Below are 25,244 nucleotides of genomic sequence, written 5' to 3'. Positions count from 1 at the left end.
GCCATAGCTACCCGTCGGTAATGATGCGTTCATGCGCTACGACGTGGTCGTCATCGGTTCGGGCTTCGGCGGCAGCGTCACCGCGCTGCGGCTGGCCGAGAAGGGCTACTCGGTGGGCGTCCTGGAGGCCGGCCGGCGCTTCGCCGACGAGGAGTTCCCGAAGACGTCCTGGCAGGCACGGCGCTTCCTGTGGGCGCCCCGGCTCGGCTGCTTCGGGCTGCAACGGATCACCCTGCTCCGCTCCGCCGACCGCCGGGCCGGCGGCGGCGTGCTGGTGCTCTCCGGCGCCGGGGTGGGCGGCGGGTCGCTGGTCTACGCGAACACGCTCTACGAGCCGCTGGACGCGTTCTACGCCGACCCGCAGTGGCGGGACGTCACCGACTGGCGCGACGAGTTGGCCCGCCACTACGACCAGGCCAAGCGGATGCTCGGCGTCACCACGTACCCGGTGGACACCGGCGCGGACCGGGCGATGCGGGCGGTGGCCGAGCGGATGGGGGTGGCGCACACCTTCCGTCCGACGCCGGTCGGCGTGCACATCGGACGGCCGGGGCAGCGGGTGCCGGACCCGTACTTCGGCGGCGTCGGGCCCGATCGCACCGGGTGCAGCCACTGCGGCTCGTGCATGACGGGCTGCCGGCACGGCGCGAAGAACACGCTTGTCAAGAACTACCTGTGGCTGGCCGAGCGGCTCGGCGCGCGGGTGCACCCGCTGACCACGGTGACCGCCGTACGCCCCGACGGGGCGGGCGGCTACGCGGTGCACACCGAGCGCACCGGGGCCTGGCTGCGCAAGCGGCGCGCGGTGATCCATGCCGATCAGGTGGTCTTCGCGGCCGGCGCGCTCGGCACCCAGCGGCTGCTGCACGAGATGAAGGCGACCGGCGCGCTGCCGGCGCTCTCGCCCCGGCTGGGCGAGCTGACCCGGACCAACTCGGAGGCGATCCTCGGCGCCTCGGTGGGGGCGGGCGCGGCACGGCGGCGCGGCCTGGACTTCTCCGCGGGGGTGGCGATCACCAGCTCGTTCCACCCCGACCCGCAGACCCACATCGAGCCGGTCCGCTACGGCAAGGGCTCCAACGCGATGGGTCTGCTCCAGTCGCTGCTTGTCGACGGCGGGCCGCACCGGCTCCGGCGCTGGCTGGGCAGCATCGTCCGGCAGCCGGGGCTGGCCGCGCGGATGCTGTCCGTCCGCGGGTGGTCCGAGCGCACCGTCATCGCCCTGGTCATGCAGTCGGTCGACAACTCGCTGACCACCCGCTGGCGGGGTCGCCGGCTGGTCTCCGGGCCCGGGCACGGCGCGTCCAACCCGACCTGGATCCCGGCCGGCAACGAGGCGGTCCGGATGCTCGCCGAGGAGATCGACGGCACGCCGGGCGGCGCGGTGACCGAGCCGTTCAACATCCCGGTGACCGCGCACATCCTCGGCGGCGCGGTGATCGGCGCCACCCCGGCCGACGGCGTCGTGGACCCCTGGCACCGGGTGTACGGACATCCGGGCCTGCACGTGGTGGACGGCGCGGCGGTCTCGGCGAACCTGGGTGTCAACCCGTCGCTGACGATCACCGCGCAGGCCGAGCGCGCCATGTCGTTCTGGCCGAACAAGGGCGAGGCGGATCCGCGCCCGGCGCCCGGCTCCGCGTACACCCGGGTGGCGCCCGTGCCGCCGCGCAACCCGGCGGTGCCCGCCCACGCCCCCGCGGCGCTGCGCTGAGCCGGTCAGCCGGCCGGCGGACCGCACCGGTCCAGCCAGGTGACCACGGCGACGTGCGGCACGGTCAGGGCGGCCAGGGCGGCGACGGTCACGGCTAGTGGCTCGAACGGGCGTCCCGGCCATCCCGCCAGCGTCACCGGCACGGCGGCGGCGACGAGGGTGGGCAGTAGGGCGGCTCGGGCGAAGCGGCCCAACGGCGCCGCCCACCGGCCGGCGGCCAGGTCGGACCGGTTGTCGGGGTGCGCGCGCAGCAACCGGGACACGTGCCGGGCGGCGTGCCAGGTGGCGAAGTACGCCCCGACGGCCAGCGCCGGCGGCACGGTGGCGAAGAGGGCGACGAGCAGGGCCGGTTCGGCGGCGTCGAGGTGACGCCCGTGGCGTAGGTCACGCACGGCGGTCCACGCGCCGGCGGCCACCAGGCATCCGAGGGCCAGCAGCCGCAGCCCGGGATCGAGCGCCGCGGGCGCGCCGGGGGCGACCGCCCCCAGCAACGGGTCCACCGTCGCGGGCCAGGCCAGCAGCGGGACGATTACCGGTGGGCCGCCTCGGGCGAGCACTCCGGCCGGACGGTAGCGGACCGGCCGCCCGTCCCGTTCGGCGTGGAACGCCTCGTCCGCGGCACCGAAGTGGATCACCGACAGGGCGAGGAAGGCCAGCAGCGCCGGTGTCGGCGCGGCCTGGAACGCGACGAGGACCACGGCGGCGACGGCCGCGTAGCCGAGCGCGACGGCCAGCCGGGCGGCCGGTGACCGGGCCCGCGCGGACGACCAACCGGGCACCAGGTGGTCCACCGCGCCGTGTGGCAGGCCGGCGAGCAGCCCGACCAGGAGATACCCGGGGGAGGTCCCGATCCCGGTGTGGCGGATGACCGGCGCCAGGGCGAGCAGGCCGGCGACGGTCACGACGGAGGCGAGTCCCGACCCGGTCGCCGTCCGGCCCGGCGCGACGGCTGGGTGCTGCCGCGCCGGGGGGCGCGGGGTGCCGGTGGGGGTGGTCACGGCCGTCCCGCGACCGCGAGTTCGCGGCGTCGGGCCAGGCTGCGCAGCCGGGCCAGGTCGAACGCGCCCCAGCCCACCTTCGACGCGACGGAGAGCAGCACGAACAGGGCGGTGTCCGCGGTCGGGCCGAGCAGCCCGACGCCGGAGGGTCCGGCGAGCCAGATCAGCGGGTACCCGATCCAGAGGACGGTGAGCAGTGCCGCCGCCTCCAGGTAGGCGTGGTGCAGCCCGCGGGGTTGGCGACGCGCGACGGACCGCAGCGGCCCCCAGATCACCGCGAAGATGCCCGACAGCGCCACGGCGCCGAGGGCGAAGTAGAGGTATCGGCCCCACGGGCCGGCGGCGAGGTCGGCGAGGAGGCCGGCGGCGATCATGGCGAGGTTCAGGCCGACGAGTGCGGTCAGCAGCTTGGGGTGCCGCTCGGGCAGGGCGTGGGTGGCGGTGAGCGCGAGCGCGACGAGCAGGAGCGAGGCGCTGACCGCCCAGTCCGCGTAGCGGGCCCAGGAGACGGACGGGCCGCCGGCGTCGGTCACCCGACCGTGGCCGAGGGCGAGGGCGGCGTACCAGAGACCGGACCAGACCGGAACCGCGACGGCGACCTGGTATTCGACCGCCGGGACGCCGCAGGGTCGGGCCCACCACGCGAGGAAGAGCAGCGTCCCGCCCGCCATCGCGGTGACGTAGAGCCACAGCCACCAGGTGGTCACGCCGCACTCCGGATCGAAGATCGGCCGATTCCCGTCGGCGCCGCGCTCACCGACCTACGGTAACGGGTGATAGCGGATTTATCTGCCAATCTGGACAGCGGAAGCGGGGCCTGCGGAGGAACTTCGAGAACACCTTCTCCTACAACGTGGACCAGTTCACCCTGATCTCCCACGTGCTCAGCCTGGGCTTCGCGGTGATGGCGGCCGGGCTGGTCTACTTCCTGGTGACCCGGAGTTCGGTCGCGCCGCGCTACCAGTTCTCGTCGGTGCTCTCGGCCGTGGTGATGGTGTCGGCCTTCTTCGAGCTGTTCCTGCTCTACCAGCGGTGGGTCGGCGCCTTCCGCTGGGACGGCACGGCCTTCGTCCAGTCCGGCATCCCCTTCTCCAACGGCTACCGCTATGTCAACTGGTCGATCGACGTCCCGGTGCTGTTGATCCAGTTGCTCGTGGTCATGGGGGTGACCGGCCGCCGGTTCCACCTGGCCTGGGTCGCGTTCGTCACCGGCGGGCTCGCCATGATCTACACCGGCTACGCGGGTCAGTTCCACGAGGTGCAGCGCTCGGCGCCGTTCTGGGTGTGGGGGCTGGTCAGCACCGTCTTCTTCCTGCTCCTGCTGGGTCTCGTCGCCCGGATCATCTTCGGCAACCTGGACCGGCTACCCCCGACCGCGCGACCGCTGGCCCGCGGCGTGTGGTGGCTGGTGCTGGTGTCCTGGCTGCTGTACCCCGGCGCGTACCTCATGCCGGCCCTCTGGGACTCGGCCGACGGCGTGGTGGCTCGGCAGATCACCTACACGATCGCGGACATCACCTCGAAGGTCGTCTACGGCGTCCTGCTCGGGATCATCGCCCGCCGGATCAGCGTGGCCGAGGGGTACTCGCCGGCCCTGGCCGACGAGGTCTCCCTGCCGCGCGGGGGGATGACCGGCGGGGCCGGTCCCGGTCGGTAGGATCGTCGACCATGAGCACGCCTCGCCCCGTCCTCGTGGTGGACTTCGGAGCCCAGTACGCCCAGCTCATCGCGCGCCGCGTCCGCGAGGCGAAGGTCTACTCGGAGATCGTCCCGCACTCCATGCCGGTGTCCGAGATGCTCGCGAAGAACCCGGCCGCGATCATCCTGTCCGGCGGCCCCGCCAGCGTCTACGCGCCGGACGCGCCGCGGATCGACGCCGGCGTGTTCGACGCCGACGTCCCGGTCTTGGGCATCTGCTACGGCTTCCAGGCGATGGCCCAGGCGCTCGGCGGCACGGTGACGCGCACCGGAAACCGGGAGTACGGCGGCACCCCGTTGCGCCCGCGCCTCACCGAGCCCGGGGTGCTGCTGCGTGACCTGCCGGCCGACCTGCCGGTCTGGATGAGCCACGGCGACTGCGTGACGGAGGCGCCGGCCGGCTTCACGGTGACCGCCGAGTCGGCGGGCGCGCCGGTCGCCGCGTTCGAGGACCTGGTCGGCCGGCGGGCCGGTGTGCAGTTCCACCCCGAGGTGGGGCACACCGCGCACGGGCAGGAGATGCTGACCCGTTTCCTCTACGACATCGCCGGCGTCGCGCCGACCTGGACGCCCGAGGGCATCATCGACGAGCAGGTCGCCCGCATCCGCGAGCAGGTCGGCGACAAGGAGGTCATCTGCGGCCTCTCCGGCGGCGTCGACTCGGCGGTCGCGGCGGCGCTCGTGCACCGGGCGGTGGGTGATCAGCTCACCTGCGTCTTCGTCGACCACGGGCTGTTGCGGGCCGGCGAGGCCGAGCAGGTGGAGAAGGACTACGTGGCGGCGACCGGCATCAAGCTCAAGGTGGTGGACGCCCGGGAGCGGTTCCTCGGCGCGCTCGCCGGGGTGACCGATCCGGAACAGAAGCGCAAGATCATCGGCCGCGAGTTCATCCGGGTCTTCGAGGCCGCCGCCCGGGAGGTCGCCGCACACGGCGACGTGGAGTTCCTGGTGCAGGGCACGCTCTACCCGGACGTGGTGGAGTCCGGTGGCGGCACCGGCACCGCCAACATCAAGAGCCACCACAACGTCGGGGGCCTGCCCGAGGATCTGAAGTTCGCCCTGGTCGAGCCGTTGCGCACGCTGTTCAAGGACGAGGTTCGCACGATCGGTCTGGAGCTGGGGCTGCCCGAGGCGATGGTGTGGCGGCACCCGTTCCCCGGCCCGGGCCTGGCCATCCGGATCATCGGCGCGGTCGACGAGGAGCGCCTCGCCGTGCTCCGCCGGGCCGACCTGATCGCCCGGCAGGAGCTGACCGCGGCCGGCCTGGACCGGGGGGTCTGGCAGTTCCCGGTGGTGCTGCTGGCCGACGTCCGCAGCGTCGGTGTGCAGGGCGACGGGCGCACCTACGGGCACCCCGTGGTGCTGCGCCCGGTCTCCAGCGAGGACGCGATGACCGCCGACTGGTCCCGGCTGCCCTACGAGGTGGTGGCCCGGATCTCCACCCGGATCACCAACGAGGTCGCCGAGGTCAACCGCGTGGTCCTGGACGTGACCAGCAAGCCGCCGGGCACCATCGAGTGGGAGTGACGCCGGCTCAGGCGGCCGGCGGCGGCCCGCTCTGCGGCCCCGGCGGCGGGACCGGCGGCCAGCCGGGCGCGGTGCCCGGCGGGTGCGGCCAGGCGGGCGCGCCGGCGGGCTCCTCGGGCATCAGGAACCACATGATCGGGTACGCGAGCGCGGCCACCCCGCCGGTGAGGACCGTGGCGGTGGCGAAGACCACCCGGACCAGCGTGGGGTCGAGGGCGAAGTAGCGGCCGAGTCCGCTCGCCACCCCGGCGACCATGCGGTCGCTGACCGGGCGGCGGAGCTGCTTGTACGGTGCCTGGGAGGGGTTCGTGGAGGTCATGTGTCCACGGTCCCGCGCCGGTCGGCGGGCGACCTCGGTGACCGCCCGGACGCCTACCCTGAGCTGTCCCTGAGGCGCCAGCGAAGAGTCAGGAATCTGACTCTTCTCGATGGAGGTAACCTGTCCCGGGGAGAATTTGCTCCCGTGACCACCTCGCTGGAGCCGCTGCGCAGGATCGCGGCATACGCAGTTTGTGCTGATTCAAACGGCCGAGTGTTGCTGGTCCGCGCATCGGAGCGCTCCGGCACCCCCGGCACCTGGTCCCTCCCCGGAGGGGCGGTCGACCACGGTGAGGACCCCAAGCACACAGTCGTCCGGGAGACCGCGACCGAGACCGGGCTCTCGGTCGCCGTCGCCGGCCTGCACGACGTGCTCGCCGACATGCGGGCGCTGCCCGAGCGGCGCATCACCATCCACACCGACCGCCTGCTCTACACCGTGTCGGTGCGCGGCGGGACGCTCACCGAGCGGGTCGACCGCCCTACCGACCTGGCTCGCTGGATCACCCTCGACGAGGCCCGGCGGCTGCCGCTGCGGTCGTTCACCGCGCGCGCCCTGGGCCTGCCCACCTCCACCGACGACGTCGTGCCGGCGGAGGTCCCCGAGTTCCCGTCGTTCTACGCCGTGCCCGGCCCGGACGGGCTGCACCGGGCGCAGCGCTTCGCCGCCTACGCGGTGGTGACCGACCCTGAGGAGCGGGTGCTGCTGACCCGGGTCTCCGACGGCTACCCGGGCGCCGGTTGCTGGCACCTGCCCGGCGGCGGCACCGACTACGGCGAGCAGCCCGCCGCGGCGCTGATCCGGGAGCTGGTCGAGGAGACCGGGCAGACCGGCCGCCTGGTCGAGCTGCTGGGGGTGGCCAGCCACCGTGACGCCGCCTCGCTCGGCCCGGAGGGCTACCCGATCGACTGGCACGGCGTACGCGCCTTCTACCGGGTGGTCGTCGACCAGCCCGCCCCGCCCACCGTGGCGGACGTGGGCGGCTCCACCTGCGAGGCCCGTTGGTTCCGTCGCGAGGAACTCGGCGCCCTCCCGACCGACCGTCTGACCGAGGTGACCGCCGAGGCCGTCCAGGCCGCCCACCTCCTCTGAACCCGGCCAGCCGCTGCTCCGGCGGTCATGAGGTCGGCGGGCGCTGCCGCTAACCTCATGATCGACGCAGGAGCGGACGGAAGGGCGCGGGGTGGAGCAGCGGCGGCGGGTGGGGGCGTACGGGGTTCTGCGGGACGCGCGGGGACGGGTGCTGCTGGCGCGCGGGAGCGTCAGGTGCCCGTGCCCGGGGGTGTGGCAGCTTCCGGGCGGCGGGGTCGAGCACGCCGAGCACCCGGCCGACGCCGTGGTCCGCGAGTTCGCCGAGGAGACCGGGCTGACCGTGGCGGTCGGCGCGGTCCGGGACGCGGTCGCCGACGTGGCGATCTTCCGCGCCGAGGGTGTCGCGATGCACACCGATCGGTTGATCTTCGAGGTCGAGGCCCGGGGTGGGCGGCTGCGACCCGAGCCGGCCGGTGGCACCGACGAGGTGGGCTGGTTCACCCCCGACGAGGCCGCCACCCGGCCGCTGATGCCGTTCACCGCCGAACTGCTCGGCCTGCCGGCGTCGCCCCTCCCGGCCGACCTGCCCCGGGCGCTGCCTGCCGCCCCGGCCGGCCCGGCCGCCGACCGCCGGCAGCGCTTCGCCGCGTACGGGCTGGTCACCGACCCGGACGACCGGGTGCTGCTCACGATGATCGCGCCGGGCTATCCGGGTGCCGGCAGGTGGCACCTGCCCGGCGGCGGCACCGACCACGGCGAGCAGCCGGCCGCCGGGCTGCTCCGCGAGCTGGTCGAGGAGGCCGGCCAACTGGGCCGGGTGGTCGGCCTGCTGGCCGTGGACAACCTGCACAACCCGGCCGCGCTCGGGCCGGAGGGGCGCCCGCTGGACTGGCACGGCGTCCGGGTGATCTACCGGGTCCGGGTGGATTCGCCGACCGACGCGGTGGTGACCGAACTGGCCGGCGGTTCCACCGCCCGGGCCGCCTGGTTCACCGCCGATCAGGTGGCAGACCTGTCGATGACCGACGTGGCGCTGGTGGCGACCCGGCGGCAAGTGAGCTGAACCGCTCACCGAGCCGCTCTGGGCCACCTCCGGTACAGTCGGGAGTTGGGACCGGAAGAGAAAATGGGGCGTTGAGGCCCGAGATGGGAATGATTGAGCGGTTCGCGCGGTTAAGCGAGTTATAAGTACCGCCGGCAGCTATACCCAAGCCCTTGTCCCCTGTGCAATGGTGTACTCCGCAAATGGGCTGCCGGGCCCGAAAGGTCCGGCACGAGACAGCCGGACACCCGCCCCGACGTGGGCGGCCAGTCGATCCGGTGATGGAGGAAACGTGCCGAGAGCCCCATGGCGCCGGCGTCGTACGACTGACAGTCCGCGCCCCGCAGGGCGTCGCTGGGCGGGCCGGTTGCGCCGCAGCAGCACGTTCGCCCGCCAGGTGCTGCTGGTCCGGGTGGGTCGTCGAGACGGCCCGGCCGGTGTCAGGACCGACCTGGTCACCCCCGACCACCGCTACGCCGACCGCCAGCGCATCCGCTACGGCCGGCTCGACGCCGATGTCGAGACGCTACGCCCGATCAGCCCGGCGCTCCCGGTGACCGCCCCGGTCGACGAGTCCCCGGCGATGTCGATCCCGCTCCTGCCGGGCGAGCGCACCGCCAGCCGGCGCGCCAGGTTCGCGCTGGTCAACGCATGCACACTGAGCAGCCTCATGCTCGGCATGCTGGCCATCTTCCTGGCCATGCAGGGCGAGGTGCGGCTGGCCGCGGTCTGCCTGATCGCGTGCGTCGCGTTCGACGGCCTCGACGGCGCGCTGGCCCGCAAGCTCGGCGTCGCCAGCCCGTTCGGCGCGCAGATGGACTCGCTGGCCGACATGTGCTCGTTCGGCCTCGCCGCGCCGGTGGTGGTCTACGCCTCACTGGCCGGCTCGGTGCCGCCGGCGGCCGCCGCGGTCGCCTGCGCCCTGGTCGCGGCGTGCGCGGCCATCCGGCTCGCCCGGTTCAACGTCTCGCCGAAGGACGGCCGCTTCTTCTGCGGCGTGCCGACCACCATGGCGGCTGCGGTGCTCGCCCTGACCGTGGCGATCGGCGTGCCGGTCCCCGGCCTGGTCATGGTCGCCGGCGTGGCGCTGCTCGCCTTCGCCATGGTGTCGAGCTTCCCCTACGCCAAGCTCGCCCGGCTGCTGAAGCTGCCGCCGTGGGTCTGGTTCGTCCCGGTGGTCGGCGCGCTCGTCGACATCCGGCTCACCTTCGCCCTCGTGGTGATGGGCTACCTGGTCAGCGGCCCGCTGCTCTGGCTGCACCAGCGCCGCGCCGCCTGACACCACGGCACGGACCACGAGGGGGCGCCGCGCGGTAGCGCGGCGCCCCCTCGCACGTTCTCCAATCAGCGCCAGCGGGCGATGACCGTGGCCCCGCCGACCACCTTGTCGCCGGGGCCGACCAGCGGATCCGCGGCGTCGGCCGGCAGGTAGACGTCGGTGCGCGAGCCGAACCGGATCAGGCCGAACCGCTCGCCCCGAGCCAGCAGCGAGCCGACCGGCGCCCGCTGCACGATCCGGCGGGCGATCAGCCCGGTGCGCTGGGCCACGACCACGGTGCCGCGGTCGGTGTCCAACACCGTGTACGCCGCCACGTTGTGCTCGGCGTCCGGCTTCATGGCGTTGACGAACCCGCCGTCGGCGACGAAGTAGTCGACCACCTTGCCGGCCACCGGCGCGCGGTTGACGTGCACGTCCAGCACGGACAGGAAGACCGCGATCCGCAGCCACTCGCCGTCGCCGAAACGCTCGTCCGACAACCGCTGGACGGACAGCACCTGGCCGTCCGCCGAGGCGACCACCGCCGACGGATCCTCCGGCACGTCCCGCTCCGGGTCCCGGAAGAACGCGGCCACCGGGCCGGCCGCCAGCGCCGGCAGCAGCCACAGCTTGGACTTCGGCCGGGCGACCCGGGCCAACGCGGCCAGACCGAGCGTGATGCCGGCGGCGGCAACCCCGTTGGAGTCGATGTGCATCTGCCGGCTGAGCGGCACGCTCGACGGCCGGTACGCGGGCGACAGCGAGGCGGCGAGCGCGGCCGGCGCCGGGGTGAAACGCAGGTGGTGCACCCGCACCGGTGGAGAGTTACGCAGCACCACGTCGGTGCGCACACCGTGCAGCACGCCCTGCCGGTCCAACTCGGCGCCGGCGCCCTCGGTGCGGAACACCGGCGCGGCGACGCTCAGCACCGCGCCCTCGGCGAGGTACTTGGACAGCCCGTCCACCGCGGCGCGGGCCTCGTCGGCGGTGCCGGTGAACGGCTCGGCCACGATCACCGCGGCGGCGGCGTCCGCCTCGGCGAGCGTGTCGAGCACGCGGACCCGGTCGTCCACCCAGCGCCCCTGGGCGCCCACGTGCTCACGCAGTGCCGCCGCCGAGGCGCCCTCCGCCGGCACGACGACCAGCCGGTCGCCCGGGAGCAGCGCCTCGATCGCCGCGGCCAGCACCGCGGACTCCGGGGCCGCGCCGACCAGCAGGCCGGCCTTCGAGTCGTTACGCCGGGCGAACTCGGCGACGAGCGTCCGGGCGGCGCGCTCGCCGAGGCGGACCGCACCGGACGGACCGGTGACGCGCACGGCGGGGGACTGGGTCATGTCGGATGAACTCCTGACGAGGTAGAGACGGACGGGGACCGCTGGCGGTGTCGCGACCGACCGGCCGGATCGGACGGACCCCGTCGCGCCCGGGTTGGTCGGGACGGCACGGACCGGACGGCAGCGGCGAGATCTCCCACGACCAGCATAGGCCGCGCCGCCGAACCGGCGCACCGGCGTGGTCAGGCCGGCGGCTCCCCGGCGGTACGCCGCCCGGTGGGCGGTTCGCCGGCTTCCGGGTCCAGCGGTGGCAGTTCGCGGGTGACCTGGGCGGAGAAGTCCCCGGGTTCGCGGACGGACGGGTCGCCGGCCGGCGACCAGCGCGGCTCCCCGTCGGCGGGCGGGTCCTCCCGGGCCGGGACCGGCACGTCCTCCACCGCGGCGACGGGCCACTCGTCGGCCCCGGTGGGAGCCGCGACGGCACCCCGCGGGCTGCCGTCGCGCCAGGGCGCCGCCACGGTCGCCTCCGGCTGGCCCGGCTGGCCCGCCTGGCCCTGACGGCGGACCGAGCTCAGCGCGCCGACCAGCCCGAGCAGGCCGATCACGACCAGCCCGCCGGCCAGGAACCAGCCGACCGGGGGCACGGCCAACCCGAGGATACGGGCCAGCAGCCACCAGAGCGCGAGCCCCAGGAAGACGAGACCGAACGCGAACGACACGATGTCGGTGCGGTGGGCCCTCACCGGGTCACCTCCAGGTTTCCGGCGTTCAGGTGGACGTAGAGGCGCAGGGTGCCGCCGCCGGGACCGTCCGCACCGGCGTCGGTGGTCTCCCATCGGCGTCCGCCGAGCCCGCCGGTGCGCCGGCCGAACACGGTCGCCTCACCGGCGTTCACGTCGGCCACCGTGGTCACGTCCAGGTTCGGCGGCACGACAACTGTCGCGTTGCCGAGGTTCACGTCGACGGTCACCTGGACGTCCTGCTCGTCGAAGTCGACCCCGCGCAGGTCGAGCACCGCGTCACCGAAGTTGTTCTCGTACCGGTCGGCCAGGTCGCGGAGGTCGGTCGGGGCCCAGGTGACGTCGCCGTCGATGCCCCGGACCCGGTCGTAGGACTCGGCGACCGTGGCCACACCGAGCGCCGCCGCGGTCACCAGACCGAGAGCGATCAGCCAGCGCGCCCGGCCGAACCAGGTGCCCGCGAGCAGCCCGAGGCCGATGGTGGCCAGCGCGGCGGCGAAGTAGCCGCCGACGCCCACGGTGAACACGTCCAGCAGGTCGAGCATCGCCACCAGGCCCAGCGCCAGGAAGATCAGCGAGAACGTGATCGCGCCGAGTGAGGAGCGCTCCTTCGGCCGCTTCGGCGGTCGGGGCGGCCGGGCCGGCACGGGGGCCGGCGGCGACCCGGCGTACGGCCCGTGCGGGGCGAACGGCGGGCGGTAACCGCCCGGCGGCAGCGGGGCGCCGACCGGCGCGGACGGCGGCCCGGCACCGGGCTCGCCGACCGGGGTGCCGGTGGTCGGCGCGGCGGGCCAGGCCGGGGCCGTGCCCGAGGTCGGCCATCCCGCCGGGTCACCGGCCGGTGCGGCCATCCCGGGCATCGCGAGGGTCGTCGGCTCGGACCGGACCGGCCGGGTGGCCGCTGCGGCGGGCCACCCGGGGGCGGGCAGCGGCGAGGCCGGGTAGCCGGGCTCGGACCCAGCGGCGGGTGTGGCCGGGTGGCCCGGTTCGAACCCGCCGGGCGGTGTGGCCGGGTAGCCGGGCTCGGACGGCACCGCGGCCGTGGGTGGGTGACCGGACTCAGGAGACTCAGGACGCACGGGTGACGTGGGCTCTCCCGGCGCGGGCCGGGGACCGGACGGTGAACCGCCGGCGGACCACTCCGGCGGCGTGACCCCGACCGGTACGCCGGGGCGGGGGGAGGCGGCGGCCCCGGCCGGTGCCGGCTGTCCGGCCGGCCCGCCGGACCAGGGCGTCCCGGGCGTGACCGGCCCGCCCCAGGGCGCGCCCGGCGGCACCGAGCCGGCGCGGGACGCGAGACCACGCTGCTCCCGGTTGAGCATCAACGCGCCGCCGATCAGGATCACCGCGCCCAGCAGGATGGCCCGGAAGCCGTCGGTGACGACGTACGCGAAGCCGACCGCGACCACGATGCCGAGCACGATGACGGTGATCGGGGACATGCTGGATCGGCCCCGGCCGAGCATCGACTCCACCGGCGAGGCGGTGTCCCCCTCGCCCGGGATGATCAGCCACGCGGCCACGTAGACGAGCAGTCCGATGCCGCCGAAGAAACCGAGCACGGCCAGCAGGACGCGCCAGAGCACCGGGTCGGTGTTCGTGGCCCGGCCGATGGCGGCGCACACCCCGGCGAGGTAGCGGCCCTCTCGGGGACGGACCAGCCCGTAGCGGGTGGTGAAGCCGGCGGCGCCGGGCGGTGGAGCGTACCCACCGGGTGGCGGGCCGGCGAACGGCGCGCCACCGGGCGGCGGGAACGTGTCGTCGGCGGCGGGTGCCGGCCCCGGCGGGGGCGGCGGCGGGTCGTCAGGTGCTGCCGCCCAGGGGCGGGGCGGACGGGCAGCGTCGTCGGTCATGCCTCCGATACTGCTGCCCCGGCCGCCCGGACGACCTCAGGAACCGACCCTGACCCCACCCTGAGATCGGAGGTCGGCGAATGTCCGGGGCGTCCGGCGTGGTCCGGGGCGTTCCCGCGTGTGACGATCGGAGCGTCGGCCGTCGCCGGCACCTCCGCGCCGAACCGGGAGCCCCGACATCAGCAGCACCGTCACGCCGCACCCCCCGCGTCTCTACCGGGCCACCGAGCACCGGTTGGCCGCCGGGGTGGCCGCCGGCATCGCCGAGCACCTGGGCATCCCGGTGCTCCGGGTCCGGGTGGCGTTCATGGTGCTGCTCGGGCTGAGCGGGCTCGGCCTGCTGCTCTACGCCGCCTTCTGGGCGGTGGTCCCGCCCCGGCCCGGTGACACCGCCGCCCCACCCCGCCGCGACCTCGCCCAGCTTCTGCCGTTCGTGGCGATCGGGCTGGGTGTGCTGCTGCTCCAGGTGGTCGCGTTCGACTCGGTCGGCGCGGCCGGCACCGCCGGCTGGCTGGTTGCGATCATCGCGGTCGGCGCCGGCGTCATCTGGCACCAGTCCGGGCCGGAACGGCGCCGGCAGTGGGGCGACTCCGCGGTGCCCTGGCTGGGCGCGGTGGTGGAGGAGAGTGACCGGCGGGCGTTCGTGCTCCGCTTCATCGGCGGCGGGGTGCTGGTCGCGGTCGGCATCATCGGCGTGGCCGCCGTCTACTCGCCGGCGCAGAACTTTGACGCGGTGCTCAACGGCGTCATCTTCGCGCTGGTCGGGCTGGCCGGCGTGGGCGTGGTGACCGGGCCGGTGCTCTGGCGCACCTGGAACCAGCTCCGCTCCGAGCGGGAGGGGCGGATCCGTGAGCAGGAGCGCGCCGAACTGGCCGCCATGGTGCACGACCAGGTGCTGCACACGCTCGCCCTGATCCAGCGCAACGCCAGCGACGTCAAGACGGTGCAGCGGCTGGCCCGGGGGCAGGAGCGCTCGCTGCGCAACTGGCTCTACAAGCCGACCGCCTCGCCGTCCGAGCGCTTCGCGGCGGCCCTGGAACAGGCCGCCGCCGAGGTGGAGGACACGTTCGCGATCACCGTCGAGGCGGTGGTGGTGGGCGACCGGGAGACCGACGAACGGGTCGGCGCGCTCGTCGCCGCCGCCCGCGAGGCGCTCGTCAACGCGGCCCGGCACGCCGGGGTGCAGACCGTGTCGCTCTACGCGGAGGTGGAGCCGGAGCAGGTGAGCGTCTTCGTCCGGGACCGGGGCAAGGGATTCGACCCGGATACGGTGGAGAATCACCGGCACGGCGTCCGGGGCTCGATCGTCGGACGGATGAAACGGCACGGCGGCCGGGCGGAGATCCGGTCCGGGCCGGGAGAGGGGACCGAGGTCCGGCTGATCCTGCCGATCAGCGGCTCCGGCTCCACGGCGGAAAGGGACAGATGACCATGTCCGAGCAGGAACCGGTCGAGGGCGCGGCGCCGCGAGGGCCGCTGCGGGTGTTCCTCGTCGACGACCACGCCATGTTCCGGGCCGGCGTTCGCGCCGAGCTGGGCACCCGGGTCGAGGTGGTGGGTGAGGCCAGCTCGGTGGCCGAGGCGGTGACCCGGATCGCGGTCACCGAGCCGGACGTGGTGCTGCTCGACGTGCACATGCCGGACGGTGGTGGTCGCGCCGTGCTGGAGGCGATGCGGCGGACCCACCCGCAGGTGAAGTTCCTGGCGTTGAGCGTGTCCGACGCCGCCGAGGACGTGATCGGGCTGATCCGGGCGGGCGCCAGGGGTTACGTCACCAAGACCATCTCGCCGGAGGAGCTGACCGACGCGATCCGCCGGGTGGCCGACGGGGACGCCGTGTTCAGCCCGCGGCTGGCCGGTTTCGTGCTGGACGCGTTCGCGTCCCGGCCGGACGCGCCGGTCGCCGACCCGGAGCTGGACCAGCTCACCAACCGGGAGCGCGAGGTGCTCCGGCTGCTCGCCCGGGGGTACGCGTACAAGGAGATCGCCAAGGAGCTGTTCATTTCGATCAAGACGGTCGAGACGCACGTCTCCAACGTGCTGCGCAAGCTCCAGATGTCGAACCGCTACGAGTTGTCCCGCTGGGCCGCCGACCGCCGGCTGGTCTGAGCCCGCAGGCGCCGGCCCCTCGACCCCTCGTCCGCCCGGGCGGTGGCGGTGTCCGCACAGCCGAAGGTGCCATCGGCCGGACGGGTGGAACTGGGCCGCGTCGGTGGTCGAGGGCGAGGTGCCGCCGCCCGCCCGGGCGCGCTCACCGCGTGTCAGCGGTCGGGTGGTCTCGATCGGTGTGGGCACGTCTTACCTGTTCAGAGACGTGCGGCGAGGGCCGTTTGTGATCTTCTCTCAAGTATCGGCAACGTGGCGGGCAACTAACGGCTTGATAACGGCACCTTCACGGAAAGGGCCGGTTGGTGTCACAGTGGCAGCACCTCACCCCCCGGTGTGAGGCACCTTGTCGGGCCCGCCGACCACGTGACGCCGCTACCCGCGTCGCCCCGTGGCTGTCGACCCTGCGGGTGTCCTCGTCGAAGGGTGTGGCGCCCGGCGGATCGGTACCCCTGGGGTGTCCCGATTTCCTCTGCGGTAAACCGGCGCCCGGTGGTTCGGGCCGTCGGCGGTGTCACCCCCCACACGTGCGTGAAACCCACGACGGAACCAGGTTAAGAAAGAGGAGGCCCCTCGGAATGAGAGTCTCGAAGCGGGCGAGCGGCGCGCTCGCGGTGGGCGCGGCATTCGCGCTCATCGCGTCCGGCTGCTCCAGCGGCGACAACGACGGTGGCGAGACCGGCGCCAGCTCGGACGGCGCGATCGTCATCGACGGCACCCAGCCGGAGAACCCCCTGGTTCCGGCGAACACCACCGAGACCGGTGGCGGCAAGATCATTGACTGGATGTGGAGCGGTCTGATCGAGTACCCCAACAACGGTGGGGCGCCGCAGAACCTGCTCGCCGAGTCGATCGACACGAGCGACTCGAAGGTCTTCAAGATCAAGATCAAGCAGAACACCAAGTTCCACGACGGCACCACCGTCAAGGCCGAGAGCTTCGTGAAGGCCTGGAACTGGGCGGCGTACGGGCCGAACGGCGCGCAGAACGCCTCCTTCTTCTCCGACATCCAGGGCTTCAACGACGTCTACACCGAGGACCCGGACGGCCCGGACGGCCCGAAGAAGGCCCCGGAGCCGAAGGCCAAGGAGATGTCCGGCCTCAAGGTCGTCGACGACTGGAACTTCGAGGTCACGCTCGCCGCGCCGACCGCCGTGTTCCCGGTGAAGCTCGGCTACAGCGCCTTCATGCCGCTGCCGGACGCGTTCTTCTCCACCACCCCGGCGGAGTTCGGCAAGAAGCCGATCGGCAACGGCCCGGTCAAGCTCGTCTCCTGGCAGGACGACGTCGAGATCAAGCTCACCCGCTTCGACGACTACAGCCTGCGCGACAAGATGAAGATCAAGGACGTCACCGTCAAGATCTACCAGGACGACACGGCGGCCTACAACGACCTGGTCTCCGGCAACCTGGACTTCCAGCAGCAGGTCCCGGTGTCGTCGCTGGCCGGTGAGAAGTGGAAGACCGACCTGGGCGAGCGGGCTGTGGCGACGACCACCCCGTCGACCGGCATCATCGCCTTCCCGATCTACGACAAGCGCTTCACCAACCCGAAGCTGCGCAAGGCGATCTCGCTCTCCATCGACCGGCAGGCCATCACCGACAAGATCTTCTTCGGTAACCGCAAGCCGGCCGACAGCTGGGCCAACCCGCTGACCCCGGGTGCCGAGCCGGGCAACTGCACCGCCTGCAAGTTCGACGTGGCGCAGGCCAAGCAGCTCCTCCAGGAGGCCGGTGGCTTCCAGGGCAAGCTGACCCTGTCCTACAACGCGGACGCCAGCCACAAGGAGTGGATGGAGGCCGTCGCCCAGCAGATCAAGACCAACCTGGGCATCGACGCCGTCGCCGTCGGCGTGCCGACCTTCGCGGTCTTCCGGGCCAACATCAACAACTACAAGATGACCGGCGCGTACCGGGCCGGCTGGCAGCAGGACTACCCGGACGTGGAGAACTGGGTCAACCCGCTCTACGTGACCGGCGGTTCCTCGAACGACGGCAAGTACAGCAACCCGCAGGTGGACGCCCTCGCCAAGGAGGCCTCCGCGGCCCCCAGCCTCGAGGAGGCCCACCAGAAGTTCGGCGAGGCCGTCAAGCTGATCGACCAGGACGTGCCCACGATGCCGATCTACTTCGGTGGCCAGCAGTCCGGCTACTCGGAGAAGATCAAGAAGATGGAGCTGACCAACGTCGGCGAACTCGACATCACCTCGGTCGAGCTCTGATCCGAACGGTCTGACCCCGGGTCGGGCTCGCCTCACCGGTGAGCCCGACCCGGGGCCGTTCCGCGAGGGGGTGTACAACGAACCCCTCGCACGTTGTCGTCACCGCGTCGGGTGCCCGGCGCTCCCTGTCTGGAGGACCACCCCATGGGCCGTTATCTCGTGAGACGGCTGCTGCAACTCGTGCCGGTGTTCATCGGCACGACGTTCCTGATCTATTGGCTCGTCTGGTCGGTGCCCGGCGACCCCTTCGCCGGCAAGTGCGGCGACCGTGGCTGCCCGCCGAACTACCGGGCCATGATGACCGAGAAATACCATCTCGACGACTCGATCTGGGTGCAGTACGCCAGCTACATGAAGAACCTTTTCCAGGGTGACTTCGGTATCACGTTCGGCGGTCGCGAGATCAGCGACATCATCGCCACCTCCTATCCGAACACCCTGAAGCTGGCGGTGGTCGCCCTGGCCATCGAGGCCGTGATCGGTCTCGGCGCGGGCGTCCTGACCGGGCTGCGACGCAACGGCTTCCTGGACAACCTGGTCCTGATCTCCACCCTCTTCCTGATCGCCCTGCCGGTCTTCGTCATCGGCTTCGTGCTCCAGTGGGTGCTGGGCGTCAAGTGGGGCATCATCACCCCGACGGTCTCCAACGAGATGCGGTTCAGTGAGCTGATCGTGCCCGGCTTCGTGCTCGGCAGCGTCTCGATGGCCTACATCGCCCGGGTGGCGCGCACGAGCATCGCCGAGAACCGGCGGGCCGACTACGTGCGTACCGCGATCGCCAAGGGGCTGCCCATGCGCCGGGTGGTCGGCGTGCACCTGCTGCGCAACTCGCTCATCCCGGTGGTCACGCTGCTCGGCACCGACCTCGGCGCGTTGATGGGTGGCGCGATCGTGACCGAGGGCATCTTCGGCATCAACGGCATCGGCCGGCAGGTGCTCCGCTCGATCGTCACCAAGGAGAGCGCTACCGTTGTCGGCATCGTGGTGGTGCTGGTGCTCGTCTACCTCGTGATGAACCTGCTGGTCGACCTGCTCTACGCCGCCCTCGACCCGAGGATCCGCTATGAGTGACCGCCACAGCGTACGAATCTTCCCAGCAGGCTGCGCGGGCAACCACGCCCGCGCCGAGCGCAGCGAGGTGCGGGCATGAGTGAACCGAATACCGCGTCGATCGTGACGACGCCGCCTGCGACCATGCCCACCGAGGCCGGGTCCGGCGCGCCCACCGACGCCGGCCTGCCGAAGAACGCCAAACAGCAGAAGCCCCGCGGCCTGCTCGGCGACGCCTGGCTCGACCTGCGCCGCAAGCCGCTGTTCTGGATCTCCGCCACGTTCATCGTGATCTTCCTGGTGATGGCCGCGTTCCCGTCGCTGTTCACCAGCGGCGACGCGGTCAACGGCGCGCTGGAGCGCAGCCGGGTCGAGCCCTCGTCCGACGCCTGGTTCGGCTACGACGTGCAGGGCCGCGACGTCTACGCCCGGGTCATCTACGGCGCCCGCGCCTCGATCGTGGTGGCTGTCGTCTCCACCACCCTGACGCTGCTGTTCGGCGGCGCGATGGGCATCATCGCCGGCTACCGCGGCGGCTGGGTGGACGCGCTGCTGTCCCGCATCGCGGACATCTTCTTCGGTCTGCCGTTCGTGCTCGGCGCGATCGTCATCCTGACCACGTTCAACGGCTCCGGCACCGACAACGGCGAGTGGACGATCATGGGGCTGGTCATCCTGTCCCTGAGCGTGCTGAGCTGGCCGGTGGTGATGCGGCTGATGCGTTCCTCGGTGCTGGCCACCAAGGAGGCCGACTACATCGTCGCCGCCCGCGCCCTGGGCGCCGGCACCGGCCGGATCATCCTGAAGCACCTGCTGCCGAACTGCCTGGCGCCGCTGCTGGTCTACGGCACGATCATGGTCGGCTCGTTCATCGGCGCCGAGGCCACGCTGTCGTTCCTGGGCATCGGTCTGAAGAACCCGGTGGTCTCCTGGGGCATCATGATCAGCGAGGCGCAGAACTACATCCGGGTCTCGCCGTACCTGCTGTTCTTCCCCGCCGCGTTCCTCGTCACCGCCGTGCTGAGCTTCGTCATGCTCGGCGAGGCGGTCCGCGAGGCCCTCGACCCGAAGCTCCGATAGGGGAACTGAGTTGTCCGACATTCTCGTGTCCGAGCAGTCCGCGGCCGGCGCCGACGGATCCGGCCGCCCCTCGGGCCGCCTGCTCGAGGTCGACGACCTGTGGGTGGAGTTCCGCACCCGGGACGGCGTCGCCAAGGTCATCAACGGTGTCACATACCACGTCGACGCGGGGGAGACCCTCGCCGTGCTCGGCGAGTCCGGCTCCGGCAAGAGCGTCACCGCGCAGACCGTGATGGGCATCCTGGACACCCCGCCCGGGTTCGTCACCGGCGGCCAGGTGCGCTTCCACGGCAAGGACATGCTCACCATGTCCGCCGAGCAGCGGCGACGGATCCGTGGCGAGGGCATCGCCATGATCTTCCAGGACTCGCTCTCCGCCCTCAACCCGGTTTTCACCGTCGGCTTCCAGATCGCCGAGCAGTTCCGCATCCGGCGCGGCCTCAGCCGCGCGGACGCCAAGAAGCGCGCGATCGAGATGCTCGACCAGGTCAAGATCCCCAACGCCAAGGGGCGGTTCAGCAACTACCCGCACCAGTTCTCCGGTGGTATGCGGCAGCGGGCCATGATCGCTATGTCGCTGGCGCTGGACCCCGAGGTGCTGATCGCCGACGAGCCGACCACCGCGCTGGACGTGACCGTGCAGGCCCAGATCATGGACCTGCTCGGCGAGCTCCAGCGGGAGCGGCACATGGGCATGATCCTGATCACCCACGACCTCGGCGTGGTCGCCGACGTCGCGGACCGGATCGCGGTCATGTACGCCGGCCGGATCGTCGAGGAAGCCAGCGTCTACGAGCTGTACGCCAAGCCGGCGCACCCCTACACGCTCGGCCTGCTCAACTCGATCCCGCGGATGGACGAGAAGGGCCACGAGCTCCGGACCATCAAGGGGCTCCCGCCGAACCTGATGAACATCCCGCCGGGCTGCGCCTTCAACCCGCGCTGCCCGATGGCGCAGCCGGTGTGCCGGGAGAAGGTCCCGCCGTTGCTGCAGTTGGGCAACGGCCGGGCCAGCGCCTGCCACTTCGCCGAGGAGCTGGTGAACCGTGACTGAGAACATCATCGAGGTCCGCGACCTGGTCAAGCACTACCCGGTGACCCAGGGCATCGTGTTCAAGAAGACCATCGGCCAGGTCAAGGCGGTCGACGGCGTCTCCTTCGAACTCAGGGCCGGTGAGACGCTGGGCGTGGTCGGCGAGTCCGGCTGCGGCAAGTCGACGCTGGCCCGGGTCCTGATGAACCTGGAGAAGCCGACCGCGGGCCAGGTGCTCTACAAGGGTCAGGACATCTCCAAGCTCTCCGGTGGCGCGCTGCGGCGGCTGCGCCGGCAGATCCAGCTGGTGATGCAGGACCCCTACACCTCGCTCAACCCGCGGATGACGGTCGGCGACCTGGTCGGCGAGCCCTTCGAGATCCACTCCGAGGTGGCGCCGCGTGGCAGCCGGCGCGGCAAGGTCAAGGAACTGCTCGACCTGGTCGGCCTCAACCCGGAGCACATCAACCGCTATCCGCACCAGTTCTCCGGCGGCCAGCGGCAGCGCATCGGCATCGCCCGGGCGCTGGCGCTGCGGCCCGAGGTGATCGTCTGCGACGAGCCGGTGTCGGCCCTGGACGTGTCCATCCAGGCCCAGGTGATGAACCTGCTGGAGAAGCTCCAGGCCGAGCTGGGCCTGTCGTACGTCTTCATCGCCCACGACCTGTCGGTCGTGCGCCATCTGTCCGACCGGGTCGCGGTGATGTACCTGGGCAAGATGGTGGAGATCGGCACCGAGGACGAGATCTACGAGCGGCCGACCCACCCGTACACCCAGGCGCTGCTGTCGGCGGTGCCGGTGCCGGACCCGACCCTCCGGGAGAGCAAGTCGATCATCCGGCTCCAGGGTGACGTCCCCTCGCCGATCAGCCCGCCCTCGGGCTGCCGGTTCCGCACCCGGTGCTGGAAGGCGCAGGACGTCTGCGCCCAGGAGGTGCCGCTGCTGGAGATCCGGCCGGGCTCGGACCACCCGAGCGCCTGCCACTTCGCCGAGAAGCGGAGCATGGTCGCCACCCGCGAGGTGGCCTGACCCGACCGACCGGACCGCCTGCCGCCGTCACCTCGACGCCGGCAGGCGGTCCGTCGTCTGCGGCGGCCCGCAGGCCGTCCGTGTCTGGAGCGGGCGGGTCACAGCGGGCCGCGGCCGGCGCGCAGCAGCAGCAGCGCGAGCTGGGTGCCGTCGACACCCAGCTCCGCCCGGAACCGCTCCAGGATCTCGCGTTCCCGCGACAGCACCAGCCGGGTCCCGCCGGATGCCATCCGGGTCGCGCCGACCTCCTGGGACAGCGCGGCCCGTTCCTGCCAGAGCGTGATCAGGGTGCGGTCGATCTCGTCGATCCGCCGCCGGATCTCACCGATCCGCTCCGCCGCCGCCGAATCGTCGGTGCCGGTTCGCGCCGCCGCGGCGCCGGTCGGGTCGCCGCCGGCCGGCCGGTCGTGCCGCGCCAGGCTGCCGCTGGGCTCCACCACGTCAGTCATCATCGCCGTCCCCCTCAGGGCTCGGGCCCGGTACCCGGATCCCGGGACGAAGAAGCCCCGGGCTCACCGAGCCCGGGGCTTCTTCGTAGGTCTGACGATCAGGCGCGACCCACGGCTGCCGGACTCCCGGAGCCGTAGGAAAAGAAGCGCTGATCGAACACGCCGTCGAGTATGCCGATCTGCCGGGCGGGCGCGCAAGGAAACTGGCCAACAGGTGGGACGCGCCGCCGTCCGCGGGCCGGCGGCGCGGGCGGGGAAGTGTCCGGCCGGCGGCATAGACTCGGACCGCGATGCATCCTCTCTTCGACATTCCCGCGTCCCCGCCCGCGCCGGAGTCCCGGCCGACCCCGCCGCGCCGCTCCGGCGGCGCGCGGTCGGATCCGCAGGCCCTCCTCGCCGGCCTGAACGGCCCGCAACGCGACGCGGTGACCCACGCCGGCTCCCCGCTGCTGATCGTGGCCGGCGCCGGCTCGGGTAAGACCCGGGTGCTGACCAACCGGATCGCCTACCTGCTCGGCGCCCGGGACGTGCACCCCGGCGAGATCATCGCGATCACCTTCACCAACAAGGCCGCCGGCGAGATGAAGGAACGGGTCGCCGCGCTGGTCGGCCCACGCGCCCGGATGATGTGGGTGTCGACGTTCCACTCGGCCTGCGTGCGCATCCTGCGCGCCGAGCACGAGCATGCCGGCCTCAAGTCGACCTTCTCGATCTACGACGCCGACGACTCCCGCCGCCTGATGCAGTTGGTCGCCCGCGAGCTCGATCTGGACCCGAAGCGCTACCCGGCCCGGGGGCTCGCCGCCCAGGTCTCCAACCTGAAGAACGAGCTGACCGACCCGGAGGCCTTCGCCGCGGGCGCCAAGGGCCCCAACGAGCGGGCCCTGGCCGAGGCGTACGCGCTCTACCAGCGGCGGCTGCGCGAGGCGCACGCGCTCGACTTCGACGACCTGATCATGACAACGGTGCACCTGCTCCAGTCGCACCCGCACGTGGCGGAGAGCTACCGGCGCCGGTTCCGGCACGTCCTGGTGGACGAATACCAGGACACCAATCACGCCCAGTACGTTTTGATCAAGGAGCTGGTCTCCGGCACCGAGGGGATCCCGCCGGCCGAGCTGTGCGTGGTGGGCGACGCCGACCAGTCCATCTACGCCTTCCGCGGCGCGACCATCCGCAACATCCTGGAGTTCGAGCGGGACTTCACCGACGCCCGCACGATCCTGCTGGAGCAGAACTACCGCTCGACCCAGACCATCCTCAACGCGGCCAACGCGGTCATCGACCGCAACACCTCCCGCAAGCCCAAGCGGCTGTGGAGCGACGCCGGCGCGGGCGAGCAGATCGTCGGCTACGTGGCCGACACCGAGCACGCCGAGGCGGACTGGGTGGCTCGGGAGATCGACCGGCTGGTCGACGCCGGTGACACCCGGCCGGGCGACGTGGCCGTCTTCTACCGCACGAACGCCATGTCCCGGGTGTTCGAGGAGGTGTTCATCCGGGTCGGCCTGCCCTACAAGGTGGTCGGCGGGGTGCGCTTCTACGAGCGCAAGGAGGTTCGCGACGCGCTGGCCTACCTGCGTGCCGTGGTCAACGACGACGACACGGTCAGCCTGCGTCGCGTGCTCAACACGCCGCGCCGGGGCATCGGCGAGCGGGCCGAGGCCTGCGTCGAGGCGCTGTCCGCACGGGATCGTGTCTCGTTCGGTGCCGCGTTGCGCCGGGCCCGGGAGGCGCCGGGCATCTCCACCCGCGCGGCCAACGGCATCGCCGAGTTCGTCGCGCTGCTCGACTCGGCACGTGAGCTGGCCGCCACCGGCACCCCGGAGGAGGTGCTGGAGGCGGTGCTGACCCGCTCGGGCTACCTGGCCGAGCTGGAGGAGAGCCTCGACCCGCAGGACGCCGGCCGGGTGGACAACCTCCAGGAGCTGGTAAGCGTCGCGCGGGAATACACCGAGCGGATCGAGGCGCTGGGGGCCGACGACGAACGGGCCACCCTGGCCGGCTTCCTGGAGCAGGTGGCGTTGGTCGCCGACGCCGACCAGATCCCCTCCGACGATCCCGACCACCAGGGCGTGGTCACCCTCATGACGCTGCACACCGCCAAGGGGCTGGAGTTCCCGGTGGTCTTCCTCAGCGGGCTGGAGGACGGCGTCTTCCCGCACCTGCGCTCGCTCGGCGACACCCGTGAGCTGGAGGAGGAGCGCCGCCTCGCATACGTCGGCATCACCCGTGCCCGGCAGCGGCTCTATCTGTCCCGGGCGGTCACCCGGTCGGCCTGGGGGGCGCCGGCCTACAATCCGCCGTCGCGGTTCCTGGAGGAGCTGCCGCCGGAGCTGGTGCGGTGGGAGCGCACCGAGGGGTCGTACACCTCGTGGGGTGGCGGCGGGGGTGGCGTCGGCGGCCGGGCGGACCGGTTGTCGGGCGGCTTCACCGGCGGCACCCCCAAGGCGACGCAGCTCGCCAAGCGACTCGGCGTGGACGCCAGCCGGTTGTCCACCGCGAGTGAGCTGAAGCAGGCGCCCAAGGTCTCCGCAGGTGACCGGGTCAACCACCAACGCTACGGCCTGGGCCGGGTGCTGGCGGTCGAGGGCGCCGGCCCGGGCGCCCGGGCGCAGATCGACTTCGGCGACCAGACCATGTGGCTGGTGCTGCGGCACGCCCCGATCGAGAAGCTCTGAGCGCCGGGGCCCCCACCCGTCGGGGGCGGCGCGGGGCCGGCAACCGTGCTAGTTTTCCGGCAGGCCGTGCGAGAGACTGAGGAGGTGGTACCCGTGAACGTTTCGACATGGGTGCTCCCCCGCGGGGTCACGGTCGGG

At 72.5% G+C, this 25,244-nt stretch carries 21 protein-coding genes; 14 read left to right on the top strand and 7 right to left on the bottom strand.

The features are described from left to right. Positions 1-31 precede the first annotated feature (31 nt). On the top strand, positions 32-1,714 hold the full coding sequence (locus AB0H28_RS01185; RefSeq protein WP_358032477.1) for a GMC family oxidoreductase: 1,683 nt from the start codon (positions 32-34) through the stop codon (positions 1,712-1,714). Positions 1,715-1,719: 5 nt separating this feature from the next. Here the strand turns inward: AB0H28_RS01185 and AB0H28_RS01180 are convergent, their stop codons facing one another. Continuing rightward, a complete protein-coding gene (locus tag AB0H28_RS01180) occupies positions 1,720-2,616 on the bottom strand; it encodes a Brp/Blh family beta-carotene 15,15'-dioxygenase (protein WP_358032475.1) in 897 nt (298 codons plus the stop codon). 92 nt (positions 2,617-2,708) lie between these two features. Then, positions 2,709-3,419: a bacteriorhodopsin gene (locus AB0H28_RS01175; RefSeq protein WP_358032473.1), complete on the bottom strand. Its 711-nt coding sequence runs from the start codon at positions 3,417-3,419 to the stop codon at positions 2,709-2,711. A gap of 146 nt (positions 3,420-3,565) precedes the next feature. Between AB0H28_RS01175 and AB0H28_RS01170 the strand changes: the two genes are divergently transcribed. Then, positions 3,566-4,369 carry a bacteriorhodopsin gene (locus AB0H28_RS01170; RefSeq protein WP_358032469.1) on the top strand — a complete coding sequence of 268 codons (804 nt, stop codon included), beginning with the start codon at positions 3,566-3,568 and terminating at the stop codon, positions 4,367-4,369. Between the two features lie 11 nt (positions 4,370-4,380). Beyond that, on the top strand, positions 4,381-5,937 hold the full coding sequence (guaA, locus tag AB0H28_RS01165) for a glutamine-hydrolyzing GMP synthase (RefSeq protein WP_358032466.1): 1,557 nt from the start codon (positions 4,381-4,383) through the stop codon (positions 5,935-5,937). A 7-nt stretch (positions 5,938-5,944) separates the two neighbouring features. On the opposite strand, the gene AB0H28_RS01160 is transcribed toward guaA, so the two are convergent. Then, positions 5,945-6,256 (bottom strand): PspC domain-containing protein, encoded by a 312-nt coding sequence (locus tag AB0H28_RS01160; protein WP_358032463.1) that lies wholly within the window; start codon positions 6,254-6,256, stop codon positions 5,945-5,947. A gap of 144 nt (positions 6,257-6,400) precedes the next feature. On the opposite strand from AB0H28_RS01160, the gene AB0H28_RS01155 reads away from it, so the two are divergent. The 3 genes from AB0H28_RS01155 (at position 6,401) to AB0H28_RS01145 (ending at position 9,609) form a co-directional block, all read left to right on the top strand. Beyond that, entirely contained in the window at positions 6,401-7,348 is a 948-nt protein-coding gene (locus AB0H28_RS01155) for an NUDIX domain-containing protein (protein WP_358032460.1), read from the top strand. 91 nt (positions 7,349-7,439) lie between these two features. Then, positions 7,440-8,351: an NUDIX hydrolase gene (locus AB0H28_RS01150; RefSeq protein ID WP_358032457.1), complete on the top strand. Its 912-nt coding sequence runs from the start codon at positions 7,440-7,442 to the stop codon at positions 8,349-8,351. 346 nt (positions 8,352-8,697) lie between these two features. Then, positions 8,698-9,609 (top strand): CDP-alcohol phosphatidyltransferase family protein, encoded by a 912-nt coding sequence (locus AB0H28_RS01145; protein WP_358032454.1) that lies wholly within the window; start codon positions 8,698-8,700, stop codon positions 9,607-9,609. Positions 9,610-9,674: 65 nt separating this feature from the next. Here AB0H28_RS01145 and AB0H28_RS01140 read toward each other — a convergent pair whose 3' ends face one another. From AB0H28_RS01140 to AB0H28_RS01130, 3 genes are all read right to left on the bottom strand, one after another. After that, a complete protein-coding gene (locus tag AB0H28_RS01140) occupies positions 9,675-10,922 on the bottom strand; it encodes a phosphatidylserine decarboxylase (protein WP_358032451.1) in 1,248 nt (415 codons plus the stop codon). 182 nt (positions 10,923-11,104) lie between these two features. After that, positions 11,105-11,605: a hypothetical protein gene (locus tag AB0H28_RS01135; RefSeq protein WP_358033892.1), complete on the bottom strand. Its 501-nt coding sequence runs from the start codon at positions 11,603-11,605 to the stop codon at positions 11,105-11,107. Next, the gene (locus AB0H28_RS01130; RefSeq protein WP_358032448.1) at positions 11,602-13,455 is read right to left on the bottom strand and encodes a PspC domain-containing protein; all 1,854 of its coding nucleotides are present in this window, start codon (positions 13,453-13,455) and stop codon (positions 11,602-11,604) included. The genes AB0H28_RS01135 and AB0H28_RS01130 overlap by 4 nt, the downstream gene beginning before the upstream one ends. Before the next feature lie 178 nt (positions 13,456-13,633). Here AB0H28_RS01130 and AB0H28_RS01125 point away from each other — a divergent pair, with 178 nt between their 5' ends. The 7 genes from AB0H28_RS01125 (at position 13,634) to AB0H28_RS01095 (ending at position 21,976) form a co-directional block, all read left to right on the top strand. After that, positions 13,634-14,884 (top strand): PspC domain-containing protein, encoded by a 1,251-nt coding sequence (locus tag AB0H28_RS01125; RefSeq protein WP_358033812.1) that lies wholly within the window; start codon positions 13,634-13,636, stop codon positions 14,882-14,884. Positions 14,885-14,886: 2 nt separating this feature from the next. Beyond that, on the top strand, positions 14,887-15,564 hold the full coding sequence (locus AB0H28_RS01120; protein WP_358032445.1) for a response regulator transcription factor: 678 nt from the start codon (positions 14,887-14,889) through the stop codon (positions 15,562-15,564). Positions 15,565-16,139: 575 nt separating this feature from the next. Further along, positions 16,140-17,783, top strand: coding sequence for an ABC transporter substrate-binding protein (locus AB0H28_RS01115; RefSeq protein ID WP_358032442.1), 1,644 nt, complete (start codon positions 16,140-16,142; stop codon positions 17,781-17,783). A 144-nt stretch (positions 17,784-17,927) separates the two neighbouring features. After that, positions 17,928-18,854 (top strand): ABC transporter permease, encoded by a 927-nt coding sequence (locus AB0H28_RS01110; RefSeq protein ID WP_358032440.1) that lies wholly within the window; start codon positions 17,928-17,930, stop codon positions 18,852-18,854. A gap of 75 nt (positions 18,855-18,929) precedes the next feature. Then, the gene (locus AB0H28_RS01105; RefSeq protein WP_358032437.1) at positions 18,930-19,913 is read left to right on the top strand and encodes an ABC transporter permease; all 984 of its coding nucleotides are present in this window, start codon (positions 18,930-18,932) and stop codon (positions 19,911-19,913) included. A gap of 25 nt (positions 19,914-19,938) precedes the next feature. After that, positions 19,939-20,967, top strand: a complete 1,029-nt coding sequence (locus AB0H28_RS01100; RefSeq protein WP_358033810.1) for an ABC transporter ATP-binding protein — start codon at positions 19,939-19,941, stop codon at positions 20,965-20,967. Beyond that, entirely contained in the window at positions 20,960-21,976 is a 1,017-nt protein-coding gene (locus tag AB0H28_RS01095; RefSeq protein ID WP_358032434.1) for a dipeptide ABC transporter ATP-binding protein, read from the top strand. Before AB0H28_RS01100 ends, AB0H28_RS01095 begins: the two co-directional genes overlap by 8 nt. Positions 21,977-22,074: 98 nt before the next feature. Here AB0H28_RS01095 and AB0H28_RS01090 read toward each other — a convergent pair whose 3' ends face one another. After that, complete coding sequence (locus tag AB0H28_RS01090; protein WP_358032432.1) at positions 22,075-22,428, bottom strand: chorismate mutase; 354 nt, start codon at positions 22,426-22,428, stop codon at positions 22,075-22,077. A gap of 287 nt (positions 22,429-22,715) precedes the next feature. Here AB0H28_RS01090 and pcrA point away from each other — a divergent pair, with 287 nt between their 5' ends. Then, positions 22,716-25,106 (top strand): DNA helicase PcrA, encoded by a 2,391-nt coding sequence (gene pcrA / locus AB0H28_RS01085; protein WP_358032429.1) that lies wholly within the window; start codon positions 22,716-22,718, stop codon positions 25,104-25,106. Positions 25,107-25,244 lie beyond the last annotated feature (138 nt).

The sequence above is a fragment of the Micromonospora sp. NPDC050980 genome, from assembly GCF_040653835.1.
Classification (GTDB): domain Bacteria; phylum Actinomycetota; class Actinomycetes; order Mycobacteriales; family Micromonosporaceae; genus Micromonospora.
Note: the sequence above shows the minus strand (reverse complement) of the source record. Positions and strands in the feature narration are given on the sequence as shown.